The sequence below is a fragment of the Neolewinella persica DSM 23188 genome (assembly GCF_000373105.1).
Lineage (GTDB): Bacteria > Bacteroidota > Bacteroidia > Chitinophagales > Saprospiraceae > Neolewinella > Neolewinella persica.
Map to the genome: position 1 here is coordinate 21,840 of NZ_KB890458.1, position 11,980 is coordinate 33,819.

Consider the following 11,980-nt stretch of genomic DNA (forward strand, 5'->3'; position numbering starts at 1 on the left):
TAACTAGGAAACTAGCTGCTGGCGATTAGGCTCCTAATTTCTAGTTCTTAATTCCATTTTACATTCCCCCTCTTAAATCCTTCTGCCATGGCAACGGATCTCAAATTCACCAGAAACATCGGTATTGCCGCGCACATTGATGCCGGTAAGACGACTACTACTGAGCGTATCCTTTACTACACCGGTATCAGCCACAAGATCGGCGAAGTACACGACGGTGCCGCCACCATGGACTGGATGGAGCAGGAGCAGGAGCGTGGTATTACCATTACCTCTGCCGCTACCCACACCAACTGGAAATGGCAGGATAAGGATTACGTCTTTAATATCATTGACACTCCCGGACACGTTGACTTTACCGTTGAGGTAAACCGTTCCTTACGCGTTCTTGATGGTCTGGTATTCTTGTTCTGTGCCGTTTCAGGTGTAGAGCCTCAGTCTGAGACCAACTGGCGTCTTGCTGATAACTACAAAGTTCCACGGATTGGATTCGTTAACAAAATGGATCGTTCCGGTGCTGACTTCCTCAGCGTTGTTAAAGACGTGGAAGAGAAGCTAGGCTCTAAGTCTATTCCACTGCAGATTCCGATCGGTGCAGAGGAGACCTTCATTGGTGTTGTTGACCTCATTACGATGCAGGCCATTCAATGGAATGAAGAAGACCAGGGCATGACCTTTGAGGTTATCGATATGCCAGCCAACCTCGTTGATACCGTTAACGAATGGCGCGAAAAACTGCTCGAAGCCGTTGCTGAATACGACGAATCCCTTCTGGAAAAGTACTTCGAAGATCCGGAGTCCATTACCGTTGAGGAAGTACGCAAAGCCGTACGTGACGCCGTAACCGACGCCGCTTTCGTTCCGATGATGTGTGGTTCTGCCTTCAAGAACAAAGGTGTACAAGCCGTTCTCGACGCCGTATGTGCTTACCTGCCCAGCCCACTGGACATTCCTCCGGTGAAAGGTACTGATCCTGACGACGAAGAAAAAATCCTCGAACGTGCGCCTTCTGTAGACGAACCGTTTGCAGCACTTGCGTTCAAGATTGCTACCGACCCCTTCGTAGGTCGCCTCGCCTTCATGCGCGTTTACTCTGGTGTTCTGGAAGCTGGTTCTTACGTAAAGAACACACGTTCCGGTAACAAAGAGCGTATCTCTCGCCTTTACCAAATGCACGCCAACCAGCAGCAAGCCATTGATAAGGTGGAAGCTGGAGACATCGCTGCTGCAGTAGGTTTCAAGGACATCCGTACCGGTGATACCCTTTGTGACGAAAAGCATCAGATCATTCTTGAATCTATGGTATTCCCTGATCCCGTGATCGCGGTAGCCGTAGAGCCTAAGACGCAGAAGGACCTCGACAAATTGGGTATGGCACTCGCCAAACTTGCTGAAGAGGATCCAACCTTTACCGTTAAGTACGATGAAGATACCAACCAGACCATTATTGCTGGTATGGGTGAACTTCACCTGGAAATTATCGTGGACCGCCTTCGTCGTGAGTTCAAGGTAGAAGCTAACGTTGGTGCGCCGATGGTAAGCTACAAGGAAGCACTCTTCACAACCGTTGAGCACCGCGAGCGCCTTAAGAAGCAATCTGGTGGTTCTGGTCTCTTTGCAGACATGAGTTTCACCCTCGGCCCAGCCGATGAGGAGTTCCTGGAAAGCGAAGATTTCAAGAGCGGTAAGGAAAACTTCCAGTTTGAATGGGCCATCGTTGGTGGTGCTATCGACAAAAACTACCAGAAGCCCGTTCGTGATGGCTTCAAGTCAATGATGAAAAACGGCATTCTCGCCGGTTACAACATTGATAGCATGAAGGTGAAGGTATATGATGGAGGCATGCACTCTGTTGACTCCAAGCCACTTGCCTTTGAACTTTGTGCAAAGGAAGGCTTTAAGGAAGCAGCAAAGCTGTGTAACCCCAAGCTGCTCGAACCGATCATGGAAGTAGTGATTGTGACGCCTGAAGAGTACACTGGTAACGTAATCGGTGACCTTAACCGTCGTCGTGGCCTTCCAAAAGGTCAGGTCCCAATGAATGGTGGAGCCGTAAAGATCACCGCTGATGTTCCACTGAGTGAAATGTTTGGCTACGTGACCGACCTGCGTACGATCACTTCTGGCCGTGCTAACTCAAGCATGACTTTCAACCACTACAACGAAGCTCCTAAGGGTATCGCTGATACCATCATCAAGGAAGCTAAAGGCGAGTAATAACTGACTAATCACTCCCGCTCTTTCCGGCAGTTGCCGGGGAGCGGGAGTTCTCAACTCTAAACGACTCCCGGAAAGCCGGTGTGGTCAAATTTTATTTGAAAATCTTATCTGGCATGAATCAGAAAATTCGCATCAAACTGCGGTCTTACGATCACAACCTGGTAGACAAGTCTACTGAGAAGATCGTAAAGACTGTTAAGAACAGTGGGGCCATCGTTACCGGCCCGATTCCGCTGCCCACCGAAAGGGATATCTATACTGTACTGCGGTCTCCGCACGTAAATAAGAAATCCCGGGAGCAGTTTCAATTGCGCACGCATAAGCGCCTGATTGAAATCTACACCCCCAACCAAAAAACGGTGGACGCGCTTTCGAAGCTCGAACTCCCCTCTGGTGTAGACATTCAGGTGAAGCTTACCTAGTAAGTTTCCCGCAATCTTAAATCCCCATTTTACCGGTACTTGTTGCCAGGGTAGGGTAGGGCTATTATTTAACTGTTCCTTCCCCGTTCGTTTCGGGGTTGGGATATTAGTTGCCCGCTTCCGGACAAACCGGGATGGCAATGAACAAATCAAGACCAATGAACGGAATTATTGGTAAGAAGGTCGGAATGACTTCCATCTTCGACGAAGCAGGCCGTAACCTCGCCTGTACCGTAATCGAAGCCGGTCCTTGCGTTGTAACGCAGGTAAAGACCGAAGATACGGACACTTACAACTCAGTCCAGCTTGCTTTCGGCGAACGCCGGGCAAAGACCTCCAGCAAGCAGATGGTCGGCCACTTCAAGGCTGCCGGTACTACTCCTAAGCATGAGGTTGTCGAGTTCCGCGATATGGACATCGCTAAATCTCTTGGGGATACTGTTACCATCGAGGACGTATTCGCAGAAGGTGACACTGTTGTTGCCGTCGGTACTTCAAAAGGTAAAGGCTTCCAGGGTGTAGTTAAGCGTCACAACTTTAAGGGTGTGAACGATGCTACCCACGGTCAGCACAACCGTCAACGTGCCCCTGGTTCCATTGGTGCCGCCTCCTACCCCGCGAAAGTATTCAAGGGTATGCGTATGGGTGGCCGCGATGGTGGTGTCCGGGTAAGCATCCCGGGCCTTAAGGTCCTCAAGATGTTCCCCGAGCGTAACCTCATCATCGTTAAAGGTGCCGTTCCCGGCCCAAAAGGTGGAACCGTAATCCTGCACAAATAATTAAGTCAGCCGATCCCGCTCTTCTGGAAATTGTCCCGGATGATTGGATTGTAAAACTATAAAAATGAAACTCCAAGTTCAAAGCGCACAGGGTACGAATGCTGGCCGTGAGGTAGAACTGCCCGAAAATATTTTCGGCGTAGAGCCAAACGAGCACGCCGTATACTTAGCGGTAAAAGCTTACCTGGCTTCTCAGCGTCAGGGTACACACAAATCCAAAGAGCGCGGTGAAGTAGCCGGTTCCAGAAGGAAGCTGCATAAGCAGAAGGGTACTGGTGGTAGCCGTAAGGGTGACATCAAGAGCCCGATCTTCCGTGGTGGTGGTCGTATTTTTGGCCCCCGCCCTCGCACCTACAACGTAAAGCTAAACAAGAAAGTCGCTCAGGCGGCCCGTGCAAGTGCTTTCACTGTAAAGGCGAATGCCGGTGCAATCAGGGTAGTGGAAGACCTCAAGTTCGACGCGCCTAAGACCAAGGACTACGTTGCTTTCCTCAACGCCATGGGCGCCAACGAAGGTAAAGTACTCCTGATCACTGCAGAAACCGACCAGCACGTTTACCGTAGTGGCCGTAATATTCCTAACAGTGCTATTCTCAGTGCTGGCCAGGTCAGTACCTACGATGTAATGAAGGCCAGTACGGTCATCGTTTCTGAAGGTGCCATCGAAAAACTCAAAGAGCAATTCGCTTAATCATCAGCTTTCGGTCTGCATGCAGGCCGGACTAAACACAAATCAAAATGGCTAAGACTATTCTTATCAAGCCGGTCGTGTCCGAGAAAGCTGAGTTGCTTTCCGAGAACCAGGAACACTACACTTTCGTAGTGGCCAAGACGGCTAACAAAATCGAAATCCGTAACGCAGTGGAAGCTCGTTATGGCGTAACGGTAAACCGGGTGAACACCATGGTTATGCCTAGCAAAACTAAAAACAGATCGACTAAGTCCGGTCTTCTCCGCGGTCGGGTATCCTCCTTTAAGAAGGCGATCATTACCCTGGCCGAAGGCGAGACCATCGACTTATACAACGAATTATAGAAATCACCGGTGGGTGGGGAGCCAATAACCGTGGTCGATCGCGGTCATTGCTTTAGCTCCGAGATTCACCGGACCAATTTGTGCAATAATGCCAATCAAAAAGTTTAAGCCAGTATCTCCGGGTTCTCGTTTCCACGTTGGAAACAAGTTCGATGAGTTAACTGGTGACAAGCCAACCAAGAGCCTGCTCGCCCCCATCAAAAAGAGTGGTGGTCGTAACGGTACTGGTAAAATGACTGTTCGCCAGAAAGGTGGTGGTCATAAGCGTCGCTACCGTATCATCGATTTCCGTCGTAACCATGATGGCGTAGCCGCCACGGTTAAGACGATCGAGTATGATCCGAACCGTACCGCTTTTATCGCTTTAGTCGAGTACACCGACGGCAAGAAGACTTACATTATCGCTCCTCAGGGACTGAAAGTAGGTGATCAGCTGATGTCTGGTGCTGACGCGCTCCCAACCGTGGGAAATACCCTTTTCCTGGCCGATGTGCCATTGGGTAACTCCATCCACGCTATTGAGCTTCAGCCAGGTAAGGGTGCAGCCCTTGCCCGCTCTGCTGGTACTAACGCTACCCTGATGGGTAAAGAAGGTCGCTTCGTTTCTGTGAAACTCCCTTCTGGTGAGGTTCGCCGTATCCTCAAGACCTGCCGTGCTACCATCGGTACTACGTCTAACCCCGACCATAGCCTCACCGTAGCCGGTAAGGCAGGTCGTAATCGCTGGCTCGGCAAACGTCCACGTGTACGTGGCGTAGCTATGAACCCGGTCGATCACCCAATGGGTGGTGGCGAAGGTCGCGCTTCAGGTGGTCACCCACGCTCACGCACGGGTATCATGGCCAAAGGCCAGAAGACGCGCAACGTCAACAAGGCAAGCAACAAATTGATCATCACCCGTCGTAAGACGAAGAACAAGAAGTAATCCATGGCACGTTCGCTTAAGAAAGGTCCCTACGTATTTCACCGCCTCTATGACAAAATCGTCAAAGCACAGGAAGGTGGCCGTAAGGGCATGATCAAAACCTGGTCCCGTTCTTCCATGATCATCCCTGACATGGTAGGCCTCACAATCGCCGTACACAATGGTAAAACCCACGTTCCCGTATACGTTACGGAAAACATGGTTGGCCATAAGCTCGGTGAATTCGCTCCAACGCGTTCCTTCCGGGGTCACGGTGGCAAGAAAGGTAAGTAAGCCAAGTTACAGGTTGCAGGTTACAGGTTCCTTCGGAGCGTGCTTGGCTTGCAACCTGCAATTTGCAACCTGAATAATAATTAGGCGCGGTCGCAGGTGCAGTGCAAAAGAGTAGAAAGCAAAGAAGGGTTGCCCGCATTGCTTTTAATCCTTACCTTTGCACCCGCGTTCGCGCCCCCTTTAATTGAGTGAAGGTAGAGTATGATCTCGTTTGAGATTATTGATTGTTAATACTTAATTGCTGATTGCTGAAATCAATAATTATCAACCAACAGTCTTCAATCAAGAATCCGTTGTACTAACCCGTTCCCTCGAAAACCTCCAATAATGGAAGCAGTAGCAAGTTTAAACAGTATCCCGATGTCGGTGCGCAAGATGCGGCTGATTATCGACCTTATCCGCGGTAAGCAGGTAGGAGAAGCACTGGGTATTCTCGAATTCAGCAAGCAGGAAGCTGCGATCTGGATCAAAAAGGATCTCCTGAGTGCTATCGCAAACTGGGAGTACAAAACCGGTGGCACCGAAAGTGCTGACGAGTACGACCTTTATGTCTCCGAAGCATTTTCTGATGCCGGTGCGCAAATCAAGCGTTTCCGCCCCGCGCCTCACGGCCGTGCCCACCGTATCCGGAAGCACAGCTGCCACATCACCATCAAGGTATCCAACCGCAACCCGCTCCCGAGCGAAGTAGAAGGTGCCGTAATTGAAACCGAAACCGCAGAATAAGACATGGGACAAAAGACTAATCCAATTGGTAACCGCCTGGGTTACATTCGCGGCTGGGACAGCAACTGGTTTGCTGACAAAGAGTACGCCGCCAACGTCATCGAAGACGCCAAACTGCGTGAATACATCGATACCCGTATCGAAAAAGGTGGTATCGCTCGCGTTATCATCGAACGTACCCTGAAGCGGATTACGCTGACGATTCACACCAGCCGCCCCGGTATCATTATCGGTAAGGGTGGTAAGGAAATCGATCTGCTCCGCGAAGAGCTTCGTCGCCTGACGAAGAAAGACATTCAGATCAACATCATCGAGATCCGTAAGCCTGAACTAGACGCCAATATCGTGGCCGAAAGTGTAGCTAAGCAGATCGAAGCCCGGATCAACTACCGTCGTGCGATCAAGACCAGCATTGCCGCTACTATGCGTGCCAGTGCAGAAGGTATCAAGATCCGCATTTCTGGTCGCCTCAACGGTTCGGACATGAGCCGTACGGAAGAGTTTAAGGAAGGACGTACGCCCCTCCATACTTTCCGTGCCGATATCGACTACGCACACAAAGAAGCACACACTGTATACGGACGTATCGGTATTAAGGTGTGGCTCTGTAAGGGTGAAGTTCTCGGTAAGCGTGACCTGAACCCGAACGCCGGTCTTGCAACCAAAGGCAATGATCGCCGTGGTGGAGATCGTGGCGGCCGTGGCGGTCGTGATGGCGGTGGACGCCGTGGTGGCAACGATCGCCGTGGTGGCGGTGGCCGTCGTTAATCAAGTTGCAAGTTGCACGAGTTGCAGGTTGCATACTAAATAAACAGTATTAGCTGCGGCTAATTACAAAGCGGCTAACCGCAGACTTTGCAACTTGAAACCTGCAATCTGCAACTTGTCCAAGATTCAACCGCCCCAGGCGAGAGAAGAAACTGACCAAGAATCATCAAGACGCGGTCTTGCGCTGGTTCTTAAACTCCTGAAAGCAGGGCTGCAATAGCGAAATAACTCGCTGTTGTTGCCTTGCTTTCGCTATGGAGAACAAAAATCACCAAAAACGGGAAGTTTGCTTCGGTTTACTTCTCTAGATTGGAATAAAATCGTACCTTTGCCCCGCTCTAAGGAGATCCTCGGGGAAATTTGAGGTGTAAGTGTTCGATTCTCGGACGTTTGCCCACTAAACTTTAAGCAATGTTACAGCCGAAAAGAACTAAATATCGCAAGCAGCAGAAACTCCGTAACCGGGGTCTCGCCCAGCGTGGTAATAAGGTTGATTTCGGATCCTTCGGACTGAAGAGCCTCGGTATCGGACGGATCACCAACCGCCAGATAGAAGCCGCCCGTATTGCCATGACGCGTCATATGAAGCGTGAAGGTAAAGTGTGGATTCGCATTTTCCCTGACAAACCCATTACCAGCAAGCCGTTGGAAGTACGTATGGGTAAGGGTAAAGGTGCCCTTGACCATTGGGTCGCCAACGTACAGCCCGGACGGATTATGTTCGAGCTTGACGGTGTGACCCGGGAAGTTGCTGAAGAAGCCCTACGCCTTGCCGCACAGAAGCTTCCGGTACTGACCAAAGTGGTTACCCGGCTGGATTACCAGGATTAGACATCCGCCTCCAACGAAATTAAAACGCTTTTAATAGTTAAGTCCGCCGGCCTGCCGTGCGGCACAACAATATCAACTGATGGCGAGTAATAAATCAGTCGAGTTGCGGAATGCTTCCGACGCTGATCTTCAGGATCAGCTGACGGAGACCACCGCTAGCCTCGAGAAAATGAAGTTCGACCATGCCGTGAATGGCATCGAGAACCCCCTGCAACTGCGGGTAGTCCGTCGCGACCTTGCGCGGATCAAAACAGAAATTCGTCGTCGCGAATTGGACGCAATGTCTCCAGAGGAGAAGTCCAAGCGCGATCGCATCTTAATCCGTCGTCGTAAAAAGTAATCGAACATGAGCAACGAGGAAAATAAAGAGCAGGAAGGCACTGTCGAAGAGACAACCCCAACCGTGCTGGAAACCGTAGCCGAAGCTGTAGGCACCGCCGTAGGAGCCGTTGAGAATACCGCAACTGCGGTAGCCGAAACGGTAACCGATGCAGCGGAAACAGTTACCAACTACTTCGCTCCTGAAGAGGAGGCTGAGGATACTGGCCGTAACGAGCGCAAAACGCGGATTGGTCTGGTCGCCAGCAACAAGATGGATAAAACCATTTCTGTGGTGATCGAACGCCGGTTGAAGCACCCTATTTACGGCAAGTACGTAAAGAAATCAAAAAAGCTCATCGCACACGATGAGAACAACGAATGCCAGATCGGCGACCTTGTCAAGATCATGGAGACCCGCCCGATTAGCCGCCGTAAGCGCTGGCGTCTGGTGACTGTCCTGGAGAAAGCCAAGTAATTCATTAATCGTTCAAATTAGCATAGCATGATCCAACAGGAATCACGGTTGCGCGTAGCCGACAACAGCGGTGCCAAAGAGGTACTCTGTATTCGCGTACTGGGCGGCTCAAAGCGTCGCTACGCCAGCATCGGCGACCAGATCGTCGTGACGGTTAAGGAAGCTTCACCAGGCGGCAACGTAAAAAAAGGTACAGTATCCCGTGCCGTAGTAGTACGGACACGGAAAGAAATCCGCCGTAAGGATGGCTCGTACATCCGTTTTGATGACAACGCCGTAGTTCTCCTCAACGCAAGTGAGGAGCCACGCGGTACCCGCATCTTCGGCCCCGTGGCTCGCGAACTTCGCGACCGCGACTACATGAAGATCGTTTCACTAGCCCCTGAAGTAATCTAGGGCACCAAAATAATTTCCAATGGCTAACAAGACCTATAAGGATAAGCAGAAGCGCCACGCGCCGAAGCTCAAAATCAAGAAGGGTGACATGGTCGTGGTCATCGCTGGTGCCGATAAGGACCGCTCCACGCCACGTGAAGTTCTTCAGGTTCTTCCCCAGGACAACCGCGCAATCGTCGATGGCGTGAACATCCGCAAGAAGCACCAAAAACCGACTGAAACCGATCAGGGAGGTATCGTTGACAAAGCGGCCTCCATTCACATTAGCAATCTGATGCTCGTCGATTCCGACAATCAGCCAACTCGCGTAGGACGCAAGGAGGGTGAAAACGGAAAGTTGGCGCGTTTCGGAAAGCGTAACGGTAATATCATCAAGTAATGAGCTACACGCCAAGACTTAAGAAAAAGTACGACGAGGAAGTAAGAGCTGCACTGCAAGAGCAGTTCAACTACAGCAGTCCCATGCAAATTCCTCGTCTCCTTAAAATCTGCATCAATCAGGGTGTAGGTAAAGCTACGCAGGATCGTAAGCTTGTTGAGAACGCAATGAAGGAGATGTCTCTGGTAGCTGGTCAACAATCTGTGATCACGAAGTCCAAGAAATCAGTCTCTAACTTCCGTCTTCGTGAAGATATGGGCATTGGTGCCAAGGTAACGCTTCGTCGTGAGAAGATGTATGATTTCCTTGACCGCCTGATCTCTACGGCCCTTCCACGGGTACGTGACTTCCGCGGCATCAACGATAAGAGCTTCGACGGCCGTGGCAATTACACCATGGGCATCACCGAGCAGATTATCTTCCCGGAAATCAGTCTGGATGATGTGGCAAACATCACCGGTTACGACGTTTCGTTCGTAACCAGCGCTGAAACCGACGCTGAATCACTTGCTCTCTTGAAGGCCCTCGGTCTTCCATTCAAGAACCAAAATAACGCGAACTAAGATGGCTCGTAAATCACTGATTGCCCGCGAAAACAAGCGGCAACGCATGGTTGCCAAGTATGCTGAAAAGCGTGCTGCGCTCAAAGCTGAAGGTAACTGGGACGAGCTGGATAAGCTCCCTCGAAACTCTAACCCCATTCGCCTGCACAACCGCTGTGGACTGACGGGACGTCCAAAAGGCTACATGCGTAAATTCGGCCTTTGTCGTGTTAAGTTCCGTGAATTGGCACTTAACGGTCAGATCCCCGGAATTCGCAAAGCTTCCTGGTAAGCAACCGCTTATAAGTCTTGGGTTTTTAAACCTGAAGCTTGTAAACAAAAACATTAAGCAATTTGCCTTCTGCAATTTGCCACTTTTTTTAACAGCTCCGTAGGTTCCTTATACTGGAATACCCCGAAGCGCAATATCAATAGTAATGGCCGTAACGGATCCAATTGCTGACTACCTGACCCGCCTGCGTAATGCGCAAATCGCTGGTCACCGAGTCGTCATCATTCCTTCTTCTAAGACTAAGAAGCGTATGACTGAAATTTTATACGATCAGGGATATATCCTGAAGTACAAGTTCGACGATGAAGCAGGTAAGGGTAAGCAGGGAGAAATCTCCATTGCCCTCAAATACGAGAAGGACAGCAAGCGTCCTGTTATTCGTAAGCTCATTCGCATCTCTAAGCCGGGTCTGCGTCAGTACGTAAAAGCTGATGCTCTCCCCAGAGTAATCAACGGCCTGGGAATCGCCATCATTTCTACCTCTCATGGTCTGATGACCGAGAAGCAGGCACGGAAAGACAATGTCGGCGGCGAAGTACTGTGCTACATATACTAATCAATCTTAAGTAAACTCCTGCAGAGGTCTGTAACCCACTGGGTTTTATAACTGACTTCATAAGGCAATTAAATCAACAGGATATGTCCAGAATTGGCAAAAATCCCATCAGCTTCCCTTCCGGCGTCTCTATTGACGTGAGCAAAGGAAACCTGGTGACCGTAAAGGGCCCTAAAGGGGAACTTACCCAACAGGTTAGCCCTGACATGGGAATCAACATCGAGGATGGTGAAATCACCGTTACTCGCCCTTCTAATAGCAAGCGTCACCGCAGCTTCCACGGTCTTTACCGGTCGCTGATTGCCAACATGGTGGAAGGTGTGACCAATGGCTACGAACTCAGTCTTGAGGTAGTAGGTGTAGGTTACCGTGCTGAAAACAATGGCAACCTGTTGATCCTCACGCTTGGGTTTTCCCACCCGATCTACTTCATGGTTCCCCAGGAAGTATCGGTAGAGACCATCAGTGCTAAGGGTAAGGCTCCAATCGTTAAGTTAACGAGTATGGATAAGCAGCTTATCGGCCAAATCGCCGCTAAGATTCGCGCCTTCCGTAAGCCTGAACCTTACAAAGGAAAAGGTATCAAGTTTGTTGGAGAAGAACTTCGTCGTAAGGCTGGTAAGACCGCCGCTAAGAAGTAAGATCCCCTAATCCCCAGAGGGGGAATCAAAAAAAATTAGCAATGCAACTCACAAAACTTAAGCGGAGAAAGCGGATTCACAGCCGCGTCCGTCGGAACATTTCCGGTACGCCCGGGCAACCCCGACTGAACGTCTTCCGCTCTAATAAATTTATTTACGCCCAATTGATCGATGACGTCAACGGTGTAACTCTTGCACAGGCTTCAAGCTTTGAAGCTTCTGTAGCAAACTCAGGCAACAAAGCTGAGCAGGCAACTGCGGTAGGCAAATTGATTGCTGAACGCGGTGCTGCTGCAGGTGTAAGCAAAGTTCTCTTCGACCGGGGAGGATATCTTTTTCACGGACGGGTCAAAGCGCTGGCAGAAGGTGCTCGCGAAGGTGGCCTTAAATTTTAAATAA

Annotated in this window: 19 protein-coding genes; all 19 read left to right on the forward strand. The window is 50.3% G+C overall.

Annotation, left to right across the window (positions count from 1 at the left end):
• Positions 1-87 precede the first annotated feature (87 nt).
• The 19 genes from fusA (at position 88) to rplR (ending at position 11,976) form a co-directional block, all read left to right on the forward strand.
• Positions 88-2,217: an elongation factor G gene (gene fusA / locus B036_RS0121955; protein WP_020570892.1), complete on the forward strand. Its 2,130-nt coding sequence runs from the start codon at positions 88-90 to the stop codon at positions 2,215-2,217.
• A 116-nt stretch (positions 2,218-2,333) separates the two neighbouring features.
• Positions 2,334-2,642, forward strand: a complete 309-nt coding sequence (rpsJ, locus tag B036_RS0121960; protein ID WP_020570893.1) for a 30S ribosomal protein S10 — start codon at positions 2,334-2,336, stop codon at positions 2,640-2,642.
• Positions 2,643-2,800: 158 nt separating this feature from the next.
• A complete protein-coding gene (gene rplC, locus B036_RS0121965; protein ID WP_026232228.1) occupies positions 2,801-3,421 on the forward strand; it encodes a 50S ribosomal protein L3 in 621 nt (206 codons plus the stop codon).
• 64 nt (positions 3,422-3,485) lie between these two features.
• On the forward strand, positions 3,486-4,112 hold the full coding sequence (rplD, locus tag B036_RS0121970; RefSeq protein WP_020570895.1) for a 50S ribosomal protein L4: 627 nt from the start codon (positions 3,486-3,488) through the stop codon (positions 4,110-4,112).
• A gap of 47 nt (positions 4,113-4,159) precedes the next feature.
• Complete coding sequence (gene rplW, locus B036_RS0121975) at positions 4,160-4,456, forward strand: 50S ribosomal protein L23 (RefSeq protein WP_020570896.1); 297 nt, start codon at positions 4,160-4,162, stop codon at positions 4,454-4,456.
• An 88-nt stretch (positions 4,457-4,544) separates the two neighbouring features.
• Positions 4,545-5,381 carry a 50S ribosomal protein L2 gene (gene rplB / locus B036_RS0121980; RefSeq protein WP_020570897.1) on the forward strand — a complete coding sequence of 279 codons (837 nt, stop codon included), beginning with the start codon at positions 4,545-4,547 and terminating at the stop codon, positions 5,379-5,381.
• A gap of 3 nt (positions 5,382-5,384) precedes the next feature.
• Positions 5,385-5,654: a 30S ribosomal protein S19 gene (gene rpsS / locus B036_RS0121985; RefSeq protein WP_020570898.1), complete on the forward strand. Its 270-nt coding sequence runs from the start codon at positions 5,385-5,387 to the stop codon at positions 5,652-5,654.
• A gap of 327 nt (positions 5,655-5,981) precedes the next feature.
• Positions 5,982-6,380, forward strand: a complete 399-nt coding sequence (gene rplV, locus B036_RS0121990) for a 50S ribosomal protein L22 (RefSeq protein WP_020570899.1) — start codon at positions 5,982-5,984, stop codon at positions 6,378-6,380.
• A gap of 3 nt (positions 6,381-6,383) precedes the next feature.
• The gene (gene rpsC / locus B036_RS0121995; RefSeq protein WP_020570900.1) at positions 6,384-7,148 is read left to right on the forward strand and encodes a 30S ribosomal protein S3; all 765 of its coding nucleotides are present in this window, start codon (positions 6,384-6,386) and stop codon (positions 7,146-7,148) included.
• A gap of 411 nt (positions 7,149-7,559) precedes the next feature.
• On the forward strand, positions 7,560-7,979 hold the full coding sequence (rplP, locus tag B036_RS0122000; RefSeq protein WP_020570901.1) for a 50S ribosomal protein L16: 420 nt from the start codon (positions 7,560-7,562) through the stop codon (positions 7,977-7,979).
• A 79-nt stretch (positions 7,980-8,058) separates the two neighbouring features.
• On the forward strand, positions 8,059-8,319 hold the full coding sequence (gene rpmC / locus B036_RS0122005; protein ID WP_020570902.1) for a 50S ribosomal protein L29: 261 nt from the start codon (positions 8,059-8,061) through the stop codon (positions 8,317-8,319).
• Between the two features lie 6 nt (positions 8,320-8,325).
• The gene (gene rpsQ / locus B036_RS34645) at positions 8,326-8,775 is read left to right on the forward strand and encodes a 30S ribosomal protein S17 (protein ID WP_020570903.1); all 450 of its coding nucleotides are present in this window, start codon (positions 8,326-8,328) and stop codon (positions 8,773-8,775) included.
• Positions 8,776-8,802: 27 nt separating this feature from the next.
• Positions 8,803-9,171 carry a 50S ribosomal protein L14 gene (gene rplN, locus B036_RS0122015; RefSeq protein ID WP_020570904.1) on the forward strand — a complete coding sequence of 123 codons (369 nt, stop codon included), beginning with the start codon at positions 8,803-8,805 and terminating at the stop codon, positions 9,169-9,171.
• Between the two features lie 19 nt (positions 9,172-9,190).
• On the forward strand, positions 9,191-9,550 hold the full coding sequence (gene rplX / locus B036_RS0122020; protein ID WP_020570905.1) for a 50S ribosomal protein L24: 360 nt from the start codon (positions 9,191-9,193) through the stop codon (positions 9,548-9,550).
• The gene (gene rplE / locus B036_RS0122025; protein ID WP_020570906.1) at positions 9,550-10,113 is read left to right on the forward strand and encodes a 50S ribosomal protein L5; all 564 of its coding nucleotides are present in this window, start codon (positions 9,550-9,552) and stop codon (positions 10,111-10,113) included. Before rplX ends, rplE begins: the two co-directional genes overlap by 1 nt.
• Before the next feature lies 1 nt (position 10,114).
• A complete protein-coding gene (gene rpsN / locus B036_RS0122030) occupies positions 10,115-10,384 on the forward strand; it encodes a 30S ribosomal protein S14 (protein WP_020570907.1) in 270 nt (89 codons plus the stop codon).
• A 145-nt stretch (positions 10,385-10,529) separates the two neighbouring features.
• Positions 10,530-10,940, forward strand: a complete 411-nt coding sequence (gene rpsH, locus B036_RS0122035; protein WP_020570908.1) for a 30S ribosomal protein S8 — start codon at positions 10,530-10,532, stop codon at positions 10,938-10,940.
• 83 nt (positions 10,941-11,023) lie between these two features.
• Complete coding sequence (gene rplF, locus B036_RS0122040; protein WP_020570909.1) at positions 11,024-11,581, forward strand: 50S ribosomal protein L6; 558 nt, start codon at positions 11,024-11,026, stop codon at positions 11,579-11,581.
• Between the two features lie 41 nt (positions 11,582-11,622).
• Positions 11,623-11,976 (forward strand): 50S ribosomal protein L18, encoded by a 354-nt coding sequence (rplR, locus tag B036_RS0122045; RefSeq protein WP_020570910.1) that lies wholly within the window; start codon positions 11,623-11,625, stop codon positions 11,974-11,976.
• The last annotated feature ends 4 nt before the right edge of the window (positions 11,977-11,980 follow it).